18 protein-coding genes are annotated in these 20,329 nt (G+C 50.0%); 13 read left to right on the plus strand and 5 right to left on the minus strand.

Annotated features, from left to right (window positions below; translation table 11 throughout):
• Positions 1–27: 27 nt before the first annotated feature.
• Positions 28–1,254: a molybdopterin molybdotransferase MoeA gene (locus tag Pla110_RS17680; protein WP_144997656.1), complete on the minus strand. Its 1,227-nt coding sequence runs from the start codon at positions 1,252–1,254 to the stop codon at positions 28–30.
• A 232-nt stretch (positions 1,255–1,486) separates the two neighbouring features.
• Here Pla110_RS17680 and Pla110_RS17685 point away from each other — a divergent pair, with 232 nt between their 5' ends.
• Positions 1,487–1,777: a hypothetical protein gene (locus tag Pla110_RS17685; protein WP_144997658.1), complete on the plus strand. Its 291-nt coding sequence runs from the start codon at positions 1,487–1,489 to the stop codon at positions 1,775–1,777.
• A gap of 65 nt (positions 1,778–1,842) precedes the next feature.
• Here the strand turns inward: Pla110_RS17685 and Pla110_RS17690 are convergent, their stop codons facing one another.
• Complete coding sequence (locus Pla110_RS17690) at positions 1,843–2,157, minus strand: Hpt domain-containing protein (protein WP_144997660.1); 315 nt, start codon at positions 2,155–2,157, stop codon at positions 1,843–1,845.
• Between the two features lie 426 nt (positions 2,158–2,583).
• Between Pla110_RS17690 and Pla110_RS17695 the strand changes: the two genes are divergently transcribed.
• The 6 genes from Pla110_RS17695 to Pla110_RS17720 all read left to right on the plus strand — a co-directional run bounded on the left by Pla110_RS17695 (position 2,584) and on the right by Pla110_RS17720 (position 8,939).
• On the plus strand, positions 2,584–3,498 hold the full coding sequence (locus Pla110_RS17695) for a DUF6807 domain-containing protein (RefSeq protein WP_144997662.1): 915 nt from the start codon (positions 2,584–2,586) through the stop codon (positions 3,496–3,498).
• 238 nt (positions 3,499–3,736) lie between these two features.
• Positions 3,737–4,615 (plus strand): RDD family protein, encoded by an 879-nt coding sequence (locus Pla110_RS17700; protein ID WP_144997664.1) that lies wholly within the window; start codon positions 3,737–3,739, stop codon positions 4,613–4,615.
• A complete protein-coding gene (locus tag Pla110_RS17705) occupies positions 4,608–5,585 on the plus strand; it encodes a stage II sporulation protein M (RefSeq protein WP_144997666.1) in 978 nt (325 codons plus the stop codon). Before Pla110_RS17700 ends, Pla110_RS17705 begins: the two co-directional genes overlap by 8 nt.
• A complete protein-coding gene (locus tag Pla110_RS17710) occupies positions 5,585–6,421 on the plus strand; it encodes a hypothetical protein (RefSeq protein ID WP_144997668.1) in 837 nt (278 codons plus the stop codon). The genes Pla110_RS17705 and Pla110_RS17710 overlap by 1 nt, the downstream gene beginning before the upstream one ends.
• Before the next feature lie 91 nt (positions 6,422–6,512).
• A complete protein-coding gene (gene rfbA, locus Pla110_RS17715) occupies positions 6,513–7,433 on the plus strand; it encodes a glucose-1-phosphate thymidylyltransferase RfbA (protein WP_144997670.1) in 921 nt (306 codons plus the stop codon).
• A gap of 273 nt (positions 7,434–7,706) precedes the next feature.
• Positions 7,707–8,939, plus strand: coding sequence for an LL-diaminopimelate aminotransferase (locus Pla110_RS17720; protein WP_144997672.1), 1,233 nt, complete (start codon positions 7,707–7,709; stop codon positions 8,937–8,939).
• 83 nt (positions 8,940–9,022) lie between these two features.
• Here the strand turns inward: Pla110_RS17720 and Pla110_RS17725 are convergent, their stop codons facing one another.
• Together Pla110_RS17725 and Pla110_RS17730 are read right to left on the minus strand one after the other, a co-directional pair.
• The gene (locus Pla110_RS17725; protein ID WP_144997674.1) at positions 9,023–10,198 is read right to left on the minus strand and encodes a glycosyltransferase family 4 protein; all 1,176 of its coding nucleotides are present in this window, start codon (positions 10,196–10,198) and stop codon (positions 9,023–9,025) included.
• A gap of 88 nt (positions 10,199–10,286) precedes the next feature.
• Positions 10,287–11,096: a glycosyltransferase gene (locus Pla110_RS17730; protein WP_144997675.1), complete on the minus strand. Its 810-nt coding sequence runs from the start codon at positions 11,094–11,096 to the stop codon at positions 10,287–10,289.
• A 378-nt stretch (positions 11,097–11,474) separates the two neighbouring features.
• Here Pla110_RS17730 and Pla110_RS17735 point away from each other — a divergent pair, with 378 nt between their 5' ends.
• Together Pla110_RS17735 and Pla110_RS17740 are read left to right on the plus strand one after the other, a co-directional pair.
• Positions 11,475–12,545: a peptidylprolyl isomerase gene (locus Pla110_RS17735; protein WP_144997677.1), complete on the plus strand. Its 1,071-nt coding sequence runs from the start codon at positions 11,475–11,477 to the stop codon at positions 12,543–12,545.
• A 424-nt stretch (positions 12,546–12,969) separates the two neighbouring features.
• On the plus strand, positions 12,970–14,214 hold the full coding sequence (locus tag Pla110_RS17740) for an aminotransferase class I/II-fold pyridoxal phosphate-dependent enzyme (protein ID WP_144997679.1): 1,245 nt from the start codon (positions 12,970–12,972) through the stop codon (positions 14,212–14,214).
• A 152-nt stretch (positions 14,215–14,366) separates the two neighbouring features.
• Here Pla110_RS17740 and Pla110_RS17745 read toward each other — a convergent pair whose 3' ends face one another.
• Entirely contained in the window at positions 14,367–15,308 is a 942-nt protein-coding gene (locus Pla110_RS17745; RefSeq protein ID WP_144997681.1) for a ZIP family metal transporter, read from the minus strand.
• 870 nt (positions 15,309–16,178) lie between these two features.
• Here Pla110_RS17745 and Pla110_RS17750 point away from each other — a divergent pair.
• The 4 genes from Pla110_RS17750 to Pla110_RS17765 all read left to right on the plus strand — a co-directional run bounded on the left by Pla110_RS17750 (position 16,179) and on the right by Pla110_RS17765 (position 20,278).
• Complete coding sequence (locus tag Pla110_RS17750; RefSeq protein ID WP_144997683.1) at positions 16,179–16,553, plus strand: ArsR/SmtB family transcription factor; 375 nt, start codon at positions 16,179–16,181, stop codon at positions 16,551–16,553.
• 460 nt (positions 16,554–17,013) lie between these two features.
• Positions 17,014–17,373, plus strand: coding sequence for a DUF997 family protein (locus tag Pla110_RS17755; RefSeq protein WP_144997685.1), 360 nt, complete (start codon positions 17,014–17,016; stop codon positions 17,371–17,373).
• Positions 17,370–19,358 carry a sodium:solute symporter family transporter gene (locus Pla110_RS17760; protein ID WP_144997687.1) on the plus strand — a complete coding sequence of 663 codons (1,989 nt, stop codon included), beginning with the start codon at positions 17,370–17,372 and terminating at the stop codon, positions 19,356–19,358. Before Pla110_RS17755 ends, Pla110_RS17760 begins: the two co-directional genes overlap by 4 nt.
• 74 nt (positions 19,359–19,432) lie before the next feature.
• Positions 19,433–20,278: an amidohydrolase family protein gene (locus tag Pla110_RS17765; RefSeq protein ID WP_144997689.1), complete on the plus strand. Its 846-nt coding sequence runs from the start codon at positions 19,433–19,435 to the stop codon at positions 20,276–20,278.
• Positions 20,279–20,329 lie beyond the last annotated feature (51 nt).

Raw genomic sequence — 20,329 nt, forward strand, 5'->3', positions numbered from 1 at the left:
CAGGTGGTCGCAAACGGAGAGACAGAACTACTTCCAAGGATAAAAATTAAATATAGTGCCCGCTTTATAGACAAAATCCGGTTTTGAGAATAGAGCCATTCCGTCCGCCAGCACTGTCCCTTTCAGGTCCGAAGACCCTCTCCAATCCAAAGGCGTGATCCGCACCTCCCCTTCAGCCAATTCAAACTGTACAGGCCAGTAAGTAGGGCGATCCCCTTTATGCAAATGGTCATGCGTTAACCTTGCGCAAACCATTATTGGCAAACTACTTAATGCGTCATCTCCCATCGTTCGGCGTAGAGCTGTTTTTACGAAAATCTCAAAACAGACCATGCTGCTTACCGGATTCCCAGGGAGACCGAAGACGGTTTTGGGAGGTCGATCTGATGCTTGATTTTGCTGACCAAACCAAATCGGTTTGCCCGGTTTCATTTGAACTTTGTGAAAGATTTCCTGCACATCGAGCGATTCGAGGACACTAGGAACCAAGTCCAGCTTACCGGCGGAGACTCCACCCGAGAGAATCAACATGTCGTGTTGCAGGCCTAACTCGATCTTCGCTTGCAGATCATCCCGGTTGTCCCGAGCAATGCCCAGTGGCACAGGAATGGCGCCCGCCTGACGAAGTTGTTCGACCAGCATGACTTCATTAGTGTTTCGAATCTGGCCAGGTCCGGGCGTCTCCTCGACGGCAACGAGCTCGTCACCTGTCGCCAACACAGCCACTCGTGGCGGAGGAAATATCTGTACCTTTACGAATCCCATTTCAGCCAATACGGCCAGTTCCTGCGGGCGCAATCGAGTCTTTTCAGTGAAGACCGCTTCTCCTTCGCGCATGATCTCGCCCCGGTTGAGCACATTTAGACCGGCTCGTATCTCGTCGATTTTAAAGACGATCTCGTTACTGTGTTTATTGAACTCCGTTAGCTCATGTTGAACGACAGCGTCGGCCCCTGCAGGAATAGGGGCACCCGTCATGATACGAATCGCTTCTCCTGGATTTACCTTTTGAGATGAAACCTGTCCGGCCGTCAATTCACCAATCAGCTTCAAAACCGGTTTGTCCTGCTCAAAATCAGCTGACCGGACGGCGTAGCCATCCATACATGCTTTATCAAACGGGGGAGAATTCAGCGGACTGGATATTGTCTGCGCGAGGAGTAACCCCTGCGTGTCATGTAAATGACGTTCAACCGGAGTGAGAGGTGCGAGGCGGGAAGAAACAATGTCTAATGCTTCGTCAATCGACAACATGGGAAATCTCAAAGCAGGGAGTCGTCAGGAAGAGAACAGGGGACGTTCCTGCAGCATAGCAGGTCTTTTATCCTCTTATGAAGTCTGAGCGAAGACTGGGTGACCTGTTTAACGAATTCGGAAACAGGTCTGTCTCAAAAGCCTTCCAACGGAACTATTTGACGTCCCTCCTCTCGCGGGATAAGCTCGAAGAGAGACTCTATTCGACATTTCTAAACACGATAGTGCCCCGATGCCTGTACCTTTCTCCGCCAGCACAGACCAAAAAAAATCCCCAACGGGAATTCGCTGGGGAGTTTTCGTAAGTTGCTGGATAGCGATTGGCTATATCTGGTTGGCCGTGTTGCCAGCGTATAGTGCCTCCGAAGTGAATCAGCGCCGGTGGGAACATTGGGAAGCGCAAGGGATTGATCCCTCCGCGACTTACTATTCCGAATTGGAATGCCACACAACGATTCTTTCCCATTGGAAAGAACGTCAGGCCAGTCAACCGAGTCCGGTTCCGACCCCCAGAGAAGAATAAATTAGGCTCTCTTCCTGAAGATCGGCTGTATGTATAAGTGCAGTGGTTAAGTATCGAGTCAGTGATTAGGCAGTGACACGGCCCAAGTACTGATGCAGTTCCTGGTACTGACTCGTAATTTCATCTTGGACGCTGTCTTTACAGGCCTGTTCCAACCGTGCGGAGATGATAGTCAGATGTGGGTATCCGTATCCGCCACCTGCTCCTTTGAGCTGATGAGCGAGTGATTTTAATTCAGCAATGTCCTGAGCATTGTAAGCGACTTCAAGTCGCTGACGGCGAATTGGAATTTCGTCAGTAAACATTTCCAGCAGTTCGACGAAATCTTCATCGTCGGCAAACTCGGATCGGACAGGTTCTAGGTTCTGGGCGGAAATCATGATTGATTTCTCCTGGCTTCATCAGTCAACGTGAGTAGTGAAGCATCATCGAGATATGAACAGGCAAACCAGCGGCTCACCTCACAAGTTCATTCCAGTCGATTGTCGATGCAAAAACGAAAGTACGTCAGAAACATAGCTTGCGAATGAATTCGACGTCGCATCTTCATTTCCTCACCGCTCTGCTGCTTTCGTGTCATCTCTGTTTGTATCGATAATACCAGTTAGACATATTTTTAATCTGAGTGACATCAGATTGTCGAGTTCCACCAAATCTCAGGATTCCTGCCTCTAAGAGCGAAAGTAAGGGTTTCCAGAAGACAGGGGGGCAATTGCTTCATTACAATCATTAAAGTCATCACGATCAATTTCTCCGACTGAACAGCCTGTTTTTTTGACGAGACGTTTTGTATTTCGAGGAGCTTCATGAGTTATCACATTCCGCGCTGTCGTGTTCTGCCACTCCCCGACAATCAGGTTTCTTTTGAAATTGATCGCCAGGAACGGCTTCGCTGGCATTTCGGCTCTGAATATCCACGTCCTTTCTTTTACCCGTTCTACGGACCAAGCCGAATTTCGCTCACCCGGATGGGGCACCCCGGAACCGCCAGCCATGAACATCACCGGTCGATCTGGTTTGCACATGCGAAGGTAATGGGAATGGACTTCTGGTCGGAGAACAGCGAATCCTTTATCCGTCAGCAGACCTGGATGGCTTATGAAGACCGAGATGATGAAGCCCGCATGGCCGTGCAGATCGGTTGGTTCGACGGACACGACCCAGCCCCCTTGATAGAACAAGAGATGGTCGTTGCGGTACGAACGACTGCCGAAGAAGAAACCGTTCTGGAAATCCAGGCGACATTCCGTCCCGTTGCTGAGTCTCTCGAACTAGAGGAAACCACATTCGGTTTATTGGGGATCCGCATGGCGGCCGAAATCTCCGAGTTTTTCGGGGGAGGCCAATTGACCAACGCCCACGGTGCACAAGGGGAAAAAGCGATCTTTGGTCAACCTGCAAACTGGGTCGACTACAGTGGCCTCATCACTCAGAATCTGCACGAAGGCATCACCTGTTTCTATCATCCTGATAATGTACGCGCCCCCGTCGGGTGGCATGTTCGTGAAGATGGTTGGATGTCCCCTTCTACCTGTGGTAAAGGGGCCCTTGTATTAAAGAGATCAGAACCGACCACACTAAGATATCTCTTATGGGCGCACGCCGGACCAGTCAATCAGGAGAAAGCCGATGGAGTGCTCGAAGGATTTGCCAAATCGACGGCGTACGTCGTGAAGCCTGCGACGACACGACACCGTGAATTTGAAATCCATCGGCAGTAATCCTTTTCTCAACAGCGATCTGTTCATCCGGTAATTCTCAAACTAATAACATTTATCTGGACACCATTTTTTCATCGTATTTCCGTGCAAATTTTTCATACACTAATGTCACCTCGCGAAATGCACTGAGGCTCGACAGGATTCGCTCGCTCCCCACTTCATCTACTGGTGATGATCTTTGCCACTGTTACCCAATCGTTTTTCATCTATGGATCACTGACGGAAGTTTCCTCCTTTGATGAGTACTGATACGCAAACAACAGATAATCCATTTCGAAATCAGCCCCTCAGCCTCGACTACGCGGTGGAGACTCCCGAAACGGTTGTATTGCATTACCAACTGGCGGGTCCGGCAGTGCGGCTAATGGCCTATACCATTGACTTCGTTATTCGCGCAACGATCACTTTTGTTCTCATGATCATCTTCACGGTCGCCGGTCTTTATCTACCTGGTCTTGCAACCGGGTTATTTCTGCTCTGGTTGTTTATAAACGGTTGGGGTTACTACGCCATCTGTGAAGGTTTCTTCCATGGCAAAACCCCCGGAAAGAACGTCTTGGGGCTTCGCGTGATTCACGAGAACGGACATCCGATTAACTTCTGGATGGCAATTAATCGAAACTTCATTCGCGCGGTTGATTCCACTCCGCTCTATATCCCGGCCTTGATCAGCATGTTTTGCTCGCGGAAATTTCAACGACTGGGCGACCTTACAGCGGGAACCGTCGTCATCACCGAGAGGCGAGTCCGACTCCCCCGTGAACCAGTCATTCTGGAGAAGATCGACCCTCTGCCATTGAATTTATTAAACCAGTACAAGCCTGACGAACAGATGCTGGCTGTCATTGGCGATTTTCTCTCGCGGCGGATTGCGATCGATTACAAACGGGGGCACGAACTCAGCAGACCACTGGCTCATGAACTGGCGAGGAAATTTCAATTTCGGGGCGATCCCGAATTAGTTCGCAAGTTCCCGATGGCGTTTATCGCTCGCGTATACGTGACCTTTATCCCCAACGAGCAAAATCAAGCGGAAGAAGTGGCAGCTACTCCGGAACCGATAACCGAAGCCAACATTATTCAGCCAGCTGGATCGACGGAGGATTGGAATGAATAAGAAAACATTCATGCAGTCGCGTCGTCACGCTTGGGAAGAATTCTCAGATCTGCTGGAGAAACTGAAGAAATCGAAACGACATTATTTGTCCGGCCCAGAAGTGCAACAGTTCTCCACGTTATATCGAGAACTCTGCAATGACCTCTCGATGGTTCGATCTCGCAAACTGGGTGAGGATCTGGAAGCCTACCTGAATGCATTGGTCTCTCAAGGCCACAACCTCTTCTATCAATCTCCGCCGGTAAACTTCGGCGAGTTCTGGAATTTCGTCTTCATCGACTATCCCCGTACCTTTCGAGCCAACTGGAAATACTTCCTGCTGGCATCGCTTCTCTTTTTCGGGCCATTTTTAGTAAGTTGGATCGTCATTCAGATCAATCCCGATCTGGCCGAACGCGTGATCAGTTCCGAACAACTCGAAGACATGTCCTACATGTACAGCGAGGAATCCGTTGAAGAACGGAAAGATGTCTCGGCAATGGAATTCGGTGAACAGCGAACTGGGATGTTTGGATTTTACATTTTCAATAATGTTGGTATCGCGCTCCGAACTTTTGCCGGGGGCGTCCTGTTTGGCGTCATTACTGTATACACGCTCCTTTCAAACGGCATCGTTCTTGGAACGGTATCAGGTTTTCTACTCAGCGAGGGGCATGGGGATCGCTTTCTCAGTTTCATTATTTCTCATGGTTCATTTGAACTGACGGCCATCGCTGTTGCGGGAGGTGCGGGCTTGATACTCGGGCACGCAATGATCCACCCTGGACAGCAGACCCGTCTACAATCACTCAAGTCACGGGGAGTCGACGCGCTCAAAATTGCTCTCGGGGCGGCAGTCATGCTCATCGTCGCTGCATTTCTGGAAGCCTTCTGGTCACCCGCGAATATTCCAAACCTGTTCAAGTATGTTCTGGGTTCGGCTTTGTGGGCAGTCGTGATTATCTATCTCTTGCTTTCAGGGAGGAAATAATGGCTAGCGCACCTACCAACTCCATGATTCCCTTGCAGGCACTGACGGTGACTCAATCGATTGATACCGGCATGCTGGTCGTCCGCACTCACTTCGCCGCCGTCTATAAAGTAGTTATCCCTTTCGCCATTCTGGCCTGCACTCTGGTTTATTGCCTGAATCATTACTTCAACTTCTACTCTGCGACGCTGTTCCCCATCGTGTTTCTTATGCTGGCCCCTCTGGGAGACCTGCTCATCCGCAAAGTCACGAAGCGGGAATGGCTCCTTCCTGGAACAATCACTTCACAGGGAAAAGAAATACTGAAGTTGGAGAGTACGACTCGAGTTATCCTACGCGGCTTTGGAAGGCAACTGCTTTTACTATTGTTGACTTTGCTGTTGATCATTCCAGGCCTGTTGTATTTCCGCAAAAGCTATTTTCACGCGGAACGTAAATATCTTGATAACCCGGATTCCAAAATTCAACAGCGTGTCTGGAAAGAGCTAACCAAAGCCGAGGCGGTTAGTCTGGAAGGAGCAGTGATAGCGCTGGCGAGTTTTTGGGTTCTGCTGAGTCTGTTGCTCTTTCTGTTTGTCGATCTGGCTAGTTCACTCCTCTTTGATTTCCCCATTTTCTTCTACCGGTTTCAAGAGGATGCCTCGCTTCTTTACCTGCTGATCTACGACCCATACGTGATGGTCACTGCCACGGCAGTGGTCCTGTTTACCTATCCGATCATTCGTATGGCGTGGATGTTCTGTTACATTAATCTTCGGGTCAAATTCGACTGCTGGGACATTGCGACCAGTATCAACCGACAGGCTGAGATACTGAGAGTCAGCATGGAGGACTGAAGCAGTAAAACCGATTGCGATTCATTTCAACCCCACGTCTTAACGACCATCGAAATTCAAAACAAAATTCCGGGCATAGAAAATTGAAACGATGAACCTCTCTCCGAAATCGTCCTCCGCCATTCCATCGCCGACTTCACCAACACGGAAGGGAATCATTCTGGCCGGAGGTTCCGGAACGCGGCTCTACCCCGCCACGCGCGTGATTAGTAAACAGCTATTGCCCGTTTACGACAAACCGATGATTTATCATCCACTATCCACCATCATGCTGGCCGGCATTCGCGATATCCTACTGATCAGCACACCGCACGATTTGCCCCTATTTCAACAACTGCTGGAAGATGGTTCCCAATGGGGATTAAATTTAACTTATGCGGTACAACCGGAACCCAAAGGGCTCGCGCAAGCATTTTTAATCGGTGAAGACTTCGTCGGCGACGACCCGAGTTGCCTCATTCTGGGTGACAATATCTTTTACGGGCACAAAATGAGCAGCTTCTTACAGGAAGCGAATGCTTCTCAGGAAGGAGCGACTGTTTTTGCATATCACGTCCGTGATCCACGCCGATATGGAGTCGTGGAAGTGGATGGAGATGGAAATGCGATTTCTATCGAAGAAAAACCCGAGAAACCGAAATCCCATTACGCGGTCACGGGGCTTTATTTCTATGATAACTCGGTCACCGAGATCGCCCGGCAGTTGAAGCCTTCCGCGCGGGGCGAGTTGGAGATCACCGACGTGAATCGCGTTTATCTGGAGCGACAGCAATTGAAAGTCGCTCAATTCGGGCGAGGAACGGCATGGCTCGATACAGGTACTCATGAATCGCTGATTGAAGCCAGCACCTTCATCAGCGTTCTCGAATCCCGGCAGGGGCTCAAGGTCGCCTGTCTGGAAGAAATCGCCTGGCGACTCGGTTATATCGACCGCAAGCAAGTGATCGAACTGGCCAAACCGATGGAGAACAATTCCTACGGTAAATACCTGCTGGAGCTGATGGGAGAGTAAAGTCCTGTTCTGGAAAAGGATTTCTGTCGATCAAACCAAGTCCATCAGGGTCCGGCCAGACTCGCTACCAATTCGGCCCGGCCCTCATTACTATTTGCGGATGAAATCTGTCTCGATCCCGCATGGGACGAACCTGCGCGGCCACATTTGAGTCCAGAGGATGTCGTACTTCTCAGGTTCTCGCTCGCTGTTCCCAGCTGAGCCAAGGCCGTGCCGCTGAATTCCCGATCACCGGGGCTTCTATCCGAAACACAAACTCTTACAGGTAATAAGATGGCCAGAATCAACGATCATTTTCTCAAACTCAAAGCAGGATACCTCTTCCCTGAAATCGGACGCCGTGTGAACGCGTTCTGCGAAGAGAACCCGGATGCCAAAGTCATTCGACTCGGAATTGGCGACGTTACTGAACCACTCCCCCCTGCTATCACCGAAGCGATGCACAAAGCAATCGACGAAATGGCCGATCGCAGCACCTTCCGTGGTTATGGTCCCGAGCAGGGATATGATTTTCTGCGAACAGCGATTGCCGATAACGACTATCAGGCACGCGGGGTGAATGTCAAAGCGGACGAGATTTTCATCTCAGATGGTTCAAAATGTGACACCGGAAATATCATCGACATCTTCGGTCAGGACAATAAAGTCGCCGTGACGGATCCAGTATATCCTGTCTACGTCGATACGAATGTCATGGCTGGACGTACTGGCGAGGCCAGTTCTTCGGGCCAATACTCCGGTTTAGTCTATCTGCCTGTCACCGCCGAGAACGATTTCACTCCGGAACTTCCCAGCGAATCGGTCGATTTGATTTATCTCTGCTACCCGAACAATCCAACGGGAACAGTCGCAACCAAAGAGACCTTAAAGAAATGGGTCGACTACGCTCGCGAAAAAGAAGCGATCATTCTGTTCGATGCCGCTTACGAGGCATATATTCGCAACCCGGACATTCCGCATTCGATCTACGAAATCCCTGGAGCCCGCGACGTTGCGATCGAGTTCCGCAGTTTTAGTAAAAATGCTGGATTCACCGGAACACGCTGTGCATTCACTGTCGTTCCGAAAGATCTCAAAGGCCGCGCGGCCGATGGAGAACTCGTCGACATTCATCCGTTATGGAATCGACGACATAGCACCAAGTTCAATGGCGTTCCCTACGTGATCCAACGTGGAGCCGAAGCCGCCTATTCGCCTGCTGGAAAAGCACAGATTAACGAGTTGGTTCGGTTCTATCTGGAAAACGCCAGCCTGCTCCGAAAAGGCCTGGAAGCAGTGGGAATCGATGTCTACGGGGGCGTCGATGCTCCTTACGTCTGGTTAAAAACCCCACGAGGGCTTACCAGTTGGGAATTCTTCGACAGACTGCTCCAACAGGCTCACCTGGTGGGAACACCGGGTAGTGGTTTTGGCGCCAGCGGTGAAGGCTATTTCCGCCTGAGTGCCTTCAACAGCCGGGAAAACGTTGAGGAAGCTGTCAAACGATTCCAGAAAGTCGTTTCCTGATTTCGAAAACAGACTTCTCGATTTGTACAATACTGAAATGTGATAAACGAAGCCCTGCCGGTTCCAGTACCTGCGGGGCTTTTTTATTGACTCTCGTATTCCTTTGGGCAAGTCAGACGTTGATACAACTCAAGATGTTCGTCGATGCATTTTTTCCAACTGAACTCTGCCGCGCGGCGGACGCCTCGTTCGCTTAATTGCTGTCGTTGCTCTGGCTGATCGCATAACTCCTTAATCACTTTAGCCCAGGCATTTGGTGAACTTCCCGAACAGGTAATGATTCCATCTCCATACAATTCTCGGAAGGGAGCAATATCCGCGCAGATCGTAGGCAAGCCTATCGCCAATGCTTCCAAGACGGGGATGCCAAAGCTCTCGTACAAAGAGGGATACAGAAAGAAGTCCGCCTGCCGTAATAACTCAGGCACTTCTCGATGGGGAACAGGAGGCGACAGCTCAATCAGTTCGGCAGCATCTGTCCGTTCAATTTGTTTCTCCATTCGCCTTCGATCCGCTGATTCAATTCCCACCAGCTTCAATTGAGGCTGCAAACCGAAAATCGCCTCTAATTGATGCACCACCCGAATGAGAAGTTCCACATTCTTTCGTATGTAAGGGCGACCGATCCAGAGTAGCTGAGGAGCCGTCAACTTCTCTGTCCACCTTCCCGTTGAGGCCCGGTTGAGTTCTCCAAATTCGGGATTCACTCCATGGTAGATGACCGACATTCGGTCTGGTGGAATCTTCAACTGTTCGCGAGCAATTTGGGCATCTGCATGAGAGACGGCAATCGCGTGTACATTATTTCGCCGGAGAGCACGTTCATTCCAGCTACGATAGAGTCGTTGAGAACGAGGCATTTGCTCAGGGAAACAAAACCGGAGTGTATCGTGAACGGTCACGATCGATGCACGCTTATATCGCACAGACATCGTTCCATAGGGAAAATGCATGAGCTCAAGCTGATGCTGATTCAGGAGACGTGGAAAGTAAACCTGCTCCCACCCGATGCGTTGGAATTTCTTGTTCGCCTGAACGGGAGTGACCACCAACTCAATTCGTGACTGATTACGTAAGCCGGGGTGATTGATGAACTCCGAATCCTGAGAAACAAACAAGACAAACTGAAGTCGTTCCAGTTCCACTGTAGGACGTGTGATTAATTGGTTAACCAATTGTCGAACATACGTCTCTGCCCCTCCACGCCGGTTGGGGTCGAGGTAGACCGCGTTGATTCCAATTTTAATCGGCGACAGCATGGATTACTTTCGACTGCAATTATGCATCAGGTTGAGAAATCGATTTACAGTTTCCTCAGACATTCGGGGGTATTCAAGAAACTTCCGCCTAGTCAGTCGACTCTGCTTGTAGTAAATGGGACGGATTCCAACCCCACTTGCGATGCCAGCGAATCCAGGATCGCGCGTGAAGCCAGGCGTCGCGTGACAACAGATTCCGGCTGGCTCGCTGTTCGTTGTGATAACAGAGTGCTTCGCCGTGAAACATTACCTTCCAGTTCTGTCGATGCATGCGAACGGCGTAATCGACATCCTCATAGTATTTCTGGAATTGCTCATCAAAGCCGCCAACTTCAATGTAGGCCTCCCGTCGAATGAGCATAAAACAACCGGAAAGCCATTCACATGCAAACGAACCATGTCGATTCTGGTCTGTATAAAGATAGCGATCTTTTTCACCAGGAAAGAAGCAATCCATTCCCATTCGTCGGGTAAGAAAAGTGAGCGGTGTTTGCAATCTGCGCGCTGGATAACCGTATTCGCCTCCGGGAAGATACACCCGGCAACCTGCAACTCCGCAGTCCGTTTGCTGTCGCATGAAAGTTATCATTCGGTCGAGACAGCGATTCTGATTGTCAAACTGAATATCCGTGTTTAACAACAACACAAATTCGGCGTTGGATGCTGCCAGAATTAGATTGAGATTTTCCGCATAGGTTCTTCTCTCTTTGTTCACCAGAACTTCAGTCGGTTCAATAAGCTCCCGATACCGTTCCACTCCCTGTCGGGATGCGTTTTCGATCAGGAGAAGCCGAATTGGAAAAGCAGGGAGACTGGCGCGCAGCGAGAAGAGCAGATTTTGCATGTGCTCGTCATCGTCCGTGTAAATCACGCCGATATCCAAAACCGGTGGACTCATCGCCACTCCTTCATCAATCCAACCCTGTTTAACCTATCTCAACGTGTCCGCTTCGGCGTGACCAGCAATCGTGGTCTACCAGTGAACTCTGCCTTCTACATAGGCGAATTCCGTGAAGATTCCAAGCGTGCAATTCAACAAACGCCATTTCCTAAAGAGTTTCGCCACATCACTAACCTGTTACATCAAAATGGTTTAAACCCCTTCTCTCCTCCAAGTAAATGACCGAGTTACGAAATGGAACTTTTTACAAATTAGAGGTCCAGTGGGGCTCAAAAGAGCTTGACCTGTTTTGAACATCTGGCATATAACCCGCGCCATCTGCGTCAAACTTTAGGTTTTCTGGTTAAAAAGACAGATTTTTTGGAGAAAAAAACGATGAGTGAAGGGACTCACTTAACATCGACCTCGAACAAAAGCTCAAAGAAAAAATGGGCTATTGTATTCGGAACTTTAATGGCAGTGACGGTCGCCGCCGTCTCGAGCCAGTTTCTGAAATCGAAAGATACTCAGGCCGCCACCGAGCGAAAAGCCACGACCACTGCGTCGAATACAAACACGGCTAACAACTCGGCTAAAATGGCCCGCGTCGGAAACAACTTCATCACAAAAGATGAACTGAAACAAGAATGTCTGGAACGATATGGTAAGGAAGTTCTGGAAACATTGATCAATCGCAAGGTGATTGAAACAGCCTGTGAACAGCAGGGCGTCAAAGTCGAAGACAGCGAAGTCAATCAGGAGATTGTCGAAATCGCGAAACGCTTCCAGCTTGAACCCGATTCCTGGCTGCAGATGCTGCAAGCCGAACGGGGATTGACTGCTTTGCAGTACAAGCGTGATGTCATCTGGCCGATGATTGCACTTCGCAAACTGGCCGGCGGAGATGTCCAATTGACCGAACAAGACATTCAGAAATCATTCGTTCGGGATTACGGCCCTCGCGTTAAAGCCCGGCTGATCATGGTCAACCAGAGTCGGGAAGCTCAGCAGATTTGGAAAAAAGTCAAAGAGAACCCTTCGGACTTCGGTCGCTATGCCCGCGAACACTCTGTTGAACCAAACAGCCGTGCTCTCGACGGACAGATTCCGCCGATTAGCAAGTATTCCGGCAGTGAGGAAATGTGGAATGCCGCCTTCAAACTCAAAGAAGGGGAAGTTTCTGGTATCATCCAATTGTCTGATTATAACCAGAACCAATACTGCATTTTGCTATGTGAAGGCTACACCCAGCCACGCACGACCAATCTGGAAGATGTTCGCCAGGACCTGATCGACCACCTGACCGAAGAAAAAACACAGAAGCTGGTTGCCGACGTATTCGAACGGATTAAACGTGATATTGCCGTCGACAACTACGTGACAGGCGTTCGTACTGGTGGAATCACCCCGGCCAGCGGAACTGCCCCAGAAAAAGTAGGTAGCGTTCGTCAAGCAGCGGGTCGCTAAGGCCTGCGAACTGTTGGGCCAGTGATTTCACTGTAATGACTTAGGGGTAGCTATCTCCCCCAACCTAACTGTCTGATATTTACGCAGATGCACCGAACCTGCCCCGTCAAAACGTCTCCAACAGGACGATGCGGCGATAATTCGAGGTTCAGCAACCAGATAACCAGAAACAAACGGCGTCGCTTCCTTTTGAGCGACGCCGTTTTCCTTTTGCCCCGTGGGGAGCCGTGTTAAAATACGGGGAACCATAGAATCAGGTCTTCATGAATTTTGCGACGCTGACGAGCGAAACCGCCGACCTTTGATTTGGCACTATTTTCTGAATCCCCTTTTCCGCATAAGCTTCTCGAAGCAAATGCCTCCTTTTTGAATTCAATACCCCTCTTATTTAAGTCAATGCACCCCTTATTTAAGTTTATACACTATGCGTAGCGAAACTGACGTTCCGTTTGAAGACACGCCATTCAAAGTTCCCGTATCTGATCGGGTCAACAGGCTGCCTCCGTACCTCTTTGGCAAAATCAACAAGCTGAAGTACGAAAAACGGGTGGCGGGAATCGACGTCATCGACCTGGGAATGGGTAATCCGACGGATCCCCCCGATCCGCTCGTCATCGAAAAGATGAACGAAACCCTGAAAGACCCCCGAAACCATCGTTACTCCGTATCGAATGGAATCGCCAATCTTCGCAAAGAGGTCGTTAAGCGGTACTGGAAAAAGTACGGCGTACGCTTGGAACCGGATGAGGAAGTCATTGCCTGTATCGGGTCTAAAGAAGGGTTCAGCCATATGTGTTTGGCCCTCATGGGTCCAGGCGATACGGCGATTGTCCCCTCTCCCACATTTCCCATTCACGAATACGCCGTCATGCTGGCGTCTGGGAACGTGATTAGCATTGATGTGCGCGATCCCGATAAGTTCCTCAGGAATGTGGCTTATACTTGCGAGCATCTGTACCCCAAACCGAAGGTCGTCATCGCGAATTTCCCTCACAATCCGTCGAGTACGGTGATTGAGCAGGACTTTTATGTTGAGCTGGTTCGGTTGGCGAAAAAGTATCAGTTCCTCGTCATCAGTGACTTTGCCTATGCCGACATCTGCTTCGACGGTTATAAGGCCCCCAGCTTTCTATCGACGCCCGGTGCCATTGATGTCGGAGTGGAATTCACCACGATGAGCAAAGGTTACAGTATGGCGGGATGGCGAATCGGCTTCTGTTGCGGGAACGCCGAGATGGTCCGGGCGCTTGCCACTATTAAAGGCTATTACGACTACGGCATTTTCCAGCCCGTCCAGATTGCTGCGATCGTCGCGATGCGGGAATGTGACGAGGCCGTGGAAAACGTGGCTCGAATTTATCAGAAACGCCGCGATGCATTGTGCAAAGGACTCATCCGGCTCGGTTGGGAGATTGAAATTCCCAAGGCAGGTATGTTCATCTGGGCCAAGATCCCCGAACCCTGGCAGAAGATGGGCTCCATCGATTTCGCCATGAAACTTCTCGATGAAGGGGGAGTCGCTGTCAGTCCGGGCCGTGGATTCGGCGAAGATGGCGAAGGGTACCTTCGATTAGCGATTGTCGAAAATGAGCAACGCCTGAAACAGGCGGTGCGACAAATCGATCGCTGCCTGAAATCGGAAGAACAGGAAACCCCAGCAGCAACATAATCGAGTATCCCTGATCGCAGCAGAATCCTGCGCGGATTAATATCGCGATCAATACTCTAAATAACCAACGCCCTTGGAGAGACGATTTCGTTTCCTCAAGGGTTTATTTTTTAGGGTCTGGTTTTCAGGGTCGGTTTTCAGGGTTTCAAAATTCAGGGGGTTGTTTCAGCAGGGGCTTCTATCTGGTTTAGCGGCAGGTTCTGATTTCTCTGGTGTGTGGGCTCTAGATAAATCAAACCGTAGGCCAGGGCCAGACCAACGATCAACGCCGCCGACAAGGTCGCCCGGTCGTGCGCATGGAATTCGAGTTCAGGAAGTAAGTCAGAGAGTGCGATCGAGAGAAAAACACCGGCCGAGAAGGCGAGCGCACATCCAATGACCACTTGCGACTGGTCCCCAAGCTGATTGATCCCAAGCACGAAGAGAAATGCTCCCAGGGGACAAATCATGGCATAAGCGAGATTCACCTTCTGCTGTGATGATTTCGACCATCCCGCAGAGGACATCAGACTCGTGATGGAAACGGCATCCAGCGGTTTGTGCAGGACAATCGCCAGAAAAGTCCCCAGACCATACAGTCCTATAGTCGATTCGCCATGGGCAGCACTCGCCTGAACGCTGGCACCAAGAGCCAATCCATCAATCAGAGTATGGACGGAGAGGCCGATAAAAACGCCCATCCAACTCAATCGATGCGGGTGTTTTTCGCACGCTTCAGTGGCAACTGGCCCGGGAGAAATTGCTGCTTTCAGGTCGTGGTCATGATCGTGTTCATGATCGCAGTCGGTTTGCAGGTCATAACCAACATGATCAACCTCGGCGATACCATGATTGTGAAAGTGAAACATCCGTAACAGAAAGAAGGTGGTGATCAATCCCATCACCATCCACCAGATACCGCGGTCGAGGCTGTCCAGTTCATAAACACCATGCGGGAGCAGGTGAAACAGCGCAATCCCCAGCATCAGGCCGCCAACGAGGCTGGTGGTCATCTGCATGCGGGTATGTGTGAGTCGCACCAATTGAGGTAATGCACCGCCCATCAGCGAACTGAGAACAATCACCGCACAATAAATAAACAGAATCAGAAGCATGGAATCCCAGTCCAGGTAACAGATAGCCGCTTCTTGACCTGAAAATCGCGAAGCTCTGAAAAGAACGGTTTCAACGGAATCGCCCGAAAACAGGGCGAATTCGCCACTATCTGCTTGTCAAAATGGGGCCTATGTTCCGGAAAGCCGTGAATTGTCCCAACACTACAGAGAAGCGATCCCAAAAAAAAGAGGAAAAAGTTAGCAGAATTTCGAATTCAGAGAGATACAGCTGCAGTTGCTTCGCGTAACAAATCTGGGACTTTTCATAAATCCGACGGAGAAGCCTGTCTTCACCGCCGTTTTTAAACGCCCCACTTGGCCGCAGGTGCTTCAAAGCAGCATTTCAATCCGGATGCAAGATCCCACTCCATACTCCGATGTTTCGGAAAATAAAAGAAACTCTGTTCCTTGAATCAAAGTTAACAGAACTTTTCGACTTGGATTGGGTTTAAATTGTTATCCCCCTTCGCTTTACGTTCCTTCGGCCCGAGGACGAACGCCTCTGTTTTCACCTGTCTCCCAACAGTTTGCTGGTGGATTTCTCATTTTATCTCGCGACTCGCCCTCACGATTAATATCTCCTTTTTAATACCCGATATACGACATCCTCCACGCGAAGAACTTTATTTTCTTCCACTAGAGGTGGTCTCTATTCCCACGTTGGGAAAGAGGCGAGCTGTTTTTATCTCTATTTTTCTAAGTTACTTCAGGAAACGTCAGCGTGCGGTGCCACAGAGCAAAGCGGATTCGGTCTATCCAAGGATCTATTTAATTGACCTGTATTGGTAGACAATATTCCGCTTGGTCCCCATCCCAGGGAACCAGTTCAGAGGGGTGCTCCGGAGGAACGACGTTTATTCATTAATCATTATGATTTCTTCAAAAGACTTGCCTTGCCTTGTTGGTGACCAGGAATCTCCTGATGAAATTGACGGAGCCCTGCTTTCTCGACAGGAATGCCAGAAGGCGGCCGATATTTTCCGCGCATTGGGCGATCCGATCCGATTTCAGATTCTGTCATTGCTGGCTCAGAAAGAAATGTGTGTCTCTGATATTGCCTCGCTGCTGGAAGACAGCTTGCCGGCTGTTTCTCAACGTCTGAAATTATTGAGAAAAGACAATATCGTCTCGGTCCGTCGGTCCGGAAAGTTCAGTTACTATTCGCTCGTTGATAATCATGTACGCACTCTTGTGTCCAACGTCATCGAATATCTGGCTCAAGAAGAACGCGGAACGGCGAATTAAATGGACCGACTTTTCTCGGCAGTCCATTTCTGCGATCAATCTCCGGATTCAATGGATGCCGAAGGCTCATCTCCCTGTTGCACTGGGCCGAATCCGTGCCCAGTCTGCCCATTCTTCGATCATTTTGCCTGAAAAATGATCACTGCCAGATCATTCCTGCGTCCTAGTACCGGAATCTGGTACGGAGACGCTTTCAAATGGGTTCGAATTCCGTTTAGAATCTTCTTCGGGATTTAACCGGACGTTCAGACACCCTCCCCCCTCTGCTCAGGTTCGATTGCCTCTCTTGTAATCGAGCCGCTGCGGAAGTGGATCCAGATCGTCCGGACCATGTCCTTCCATTCCTGCCTGATCACTCCAATTCAAAAATGTCTCCGGATCGGATGCCTTCTATCGTGAACGCTCATCAGAAGATCCATCCGTCGAGACGCCTGCTCTCTGCCGGAAGAAGAGTAAGATAATGCCAGAACAAAAACTGTTGGGGAAATATGAATATGACCCCGTGTTCCTGAACGCAAGAAAAGAGGCGATCGTTATTCTGTTCGTCTGGATCTTCTTTTTTCTTTGGACAGTCCCTTACTGTTACTTCAACGGCTACCGTGATTCGGTCGACCCGGACAACCTTGAGTTGATCCTGGGAATGCCGAGATGGATCGTTATGGGGGTAGGACTTCCCTGGCTGGTGGCGGATATCGTAACCATCCTATTCGCGACGTTTTACATGAAAGACGATCCACTCGGAGAGGCCGAAGAAGGTGCCGACCTTGCGGAGGAGATTGCGGAGATGCATGCTGCCGACGGAAAAGGAGGTGAAGCATGAACTCCATGTTAATCGTATTCCTGATTTATACACTTGCCGTCTTTGGTCTGGCGATCTTTTCAAACAAGCTGTTGAAGTCCAAAGGCTTTATGAGTGAATACTTCCTCGGAAGTCGCAGTTTGGGTGTCTGGGCCTTCGCGCTGACTTTTGCAGCAACCAGTGCTTCTGGCGGTAGTTTCACCGGGTTCCCGTCACTCATCTATACCTACGGTTGGGTATTGGGGCTCTGGATTGCCAGTTACATGGTGGTCCCCATCTGCACGATGGGCTGGCTTGGAAAACGCCTGAACCAGGTCGCACGAATTTCGGGCGCGATCACGATCCCCGACGTGATGCGCGATCGCTTTCATAGTCGTGGATTGGGTCTGTTCACCGTATTGATCATTCTCTTCTTCATGATTTTCAATCTGGTTGCTCAGTTCAAAGCGGGCAGCGTAATCCTGAAGACCTTGCTGGCTGATGTGGACCTCTTTCGGAATGCCGGTTTGAGCCTGGAAGCTTGGACCTCCACGATTCCATTTCTTGCTACCAGTATGGGCGGCGAGTACCTGCTCTGCCTGCTCGTGTTCGGATTAGCCGTCATTTTCTACACGACTTACGGTGGTTTCCATGCGGTCGTCTGGACGGACGTCATGCAGGGTATCGTCATGGTCTTTGGGGTTATGATCATGTTGCCGCTCGCCATCTACCAGGTTGGCGGACTGGGAAATGCAACCAGAGACATGGCACAAATGGTTCCTCCCCGAACGGGCGATCTTCAATTTTCGCTCACGGAACCGACAGACCAAAACCTTTCGTTAAACAGTAAACATTGGTTAGTCGAAGCGATTGAAAATGCGGAAGAAGGCCAACCGGCTCATAACATCTACCGCTTGAAGGCACGAATTGATATTTCCGCAGGAGAATCGACGGGGGAAACTCTGCTTGAGGGAAAACCAAGTACTGTTCAAGTGCTTAAAATTATGACCCCTCACGAAATTGAGCGTATCTATGAAAACCACCAGGAGGATCCCGACTTTTTCACGATAACTTCTGCGACGTTCAACCCGACTGATTTTCAGACAACGAACGAAGCGGGTGAAGTTGAAGATTTCTACCCGGTTACCGAAGATGGAAAACCGTTGCGAGGCACTTATGTCTCCGCACCGGGGGCTGACCCATCCAGTAACAAGGGTTTTCTGCCAATAGCGGTAGCCGTATCGTTCTTCGTCTATTGGGCATTCAGCGGTGCAGGGCAGCCCTCGAACATGGTTCGCCTGATGGCATTCAACAGTTCGATGACGCTGAAAAAGTCAATCACGACAGTGGCGATCTACTTCACAATGATCTACTTCCCACTTGTGATTATCTTCTGCTGTGCCCGTGTGCTGATGCCGGGGATGGAAGCAGAATCTGACCGGATCATGCCCGCCATGACCGTTCTACTCACACAGAATGCCAACGTTCCCTGGCTGGCAGGTGTTCTGGTCGCTGCTCCGTTTGCTGCGGTGATGTCGACGATCGACAGTTTCCTGTTGATGATGTCCTCGGCAATTGTTCGTGACATCTATCAGCGGAATATCAATCCCGAAGCCAGTGACAAAACGATCAAACGGGTCAGTTTCACCAGCACATTTATTATAGGATTGATTGCCATGTTCTTCGCAATCGATCCCCCGCAATTTCTGCAGGACATTATTGTCTACACCGGTGGAGGCCTGGCAACCTGTTTCCTCGCCCCCGTCGTATATGCGATTTTCTGGCCGAAATGTAACAAGCAAACCATCTTCGCCAGCATGGCAATTGGTTTGGGAGTACACTTCCTCTGCCATATCTTAGGCTTAATGTTTAACGGCGAATTTCTTTCACCATACAAAGTCTTCGGATTTGACCCCATCATTACTTCGATGGTAGCTTCGTTTGTTGGAGGTCTAATCGTCGGAAAATTATTCCCCGCCCCTGATGAAGCTCTGATCCGAAAGTACTTTGGCAAGAACGAAGGTTAAGCGATTCGAGACGGAGAAATTTCCACGGAGGGGTGACTTTTTGAACTGAAATCGAATGATAGTCGGAGCGAATCATGGTCAGAATTGATGCCCATAGTCATGTCTGGACTCCCGATACGATGGCTTATCCGTTGGCCCCTGGATGGCGGAAAGCCAATATGGACCCGGCGAGTTTTACGACGGAAGAGCTACTCGAGCACATGCACGGATCGAACGTCGATAAAACCGTGTTGATCCAAATGTCGTTCTATGGCTACGACAACAGTTACATGCTCGACTCCATTCGGAAACACCCTGGCAAATTCGCCGGTGTGGCCGTCATCGATCAGGATACGGGTCGCGTTGACATGGAAATGCGAAAGCAGCAAGGACTCGGGGTCACTGGGTTTCGGATCTTTCCTAAAAACCAGACTGAAGATTCCTGGCTCAGCTCCGAAGCTATGCACACCATGTTTCAAACCGGTGCCGAAGAGAAACTTAACATGTGCTGCCTGATCGACGCTGTCCATCTGGTCGCGCTCGACCGCATGTGTCGAGATTTTCCGGATACGCCCGTGGTGATCGATCACATGGCGAGGATTGGAGTCGATGGCAACATTCGTGAGACTGAGGTGAATCAGCTCTGCGCTATGGCTCGTCACCCACACGTAACGGTGAAAGTTTCCGCGTTTTATGCCCTCGGTAAAAAAGAAGCTCCCTATCGGGACTTGAGCCCGTTAATCAAACAGCTATACCAAGCCTTTGGTCCGGAGCGATTAATGTGGGCGACGGACTGTCCATTTCAAGCAGTTCAACCGCATACCTACAAAGCATCGCTGGAACTGGTGGAACGAGGGCTCGATTTTCTATCCGCTTCTGATCGGGAATGGCTATTAGGAAAAACAGCCGAGCGAGTTTTCTTCGCCCACCAAAAGAGATGAATCCACCAGGATCATTCTCGACCGCAATGTTCAGGACCAGCGTTATCTCGC

This window comes from Polystyrenella longa, from assembly GCF_007750395.1.
GTDB lineage: Bacteria > Planctomycetota > Planctomycetia > Planctomycetales > Planctomycetaceae > Polystyrenella > Polystyrenella longa.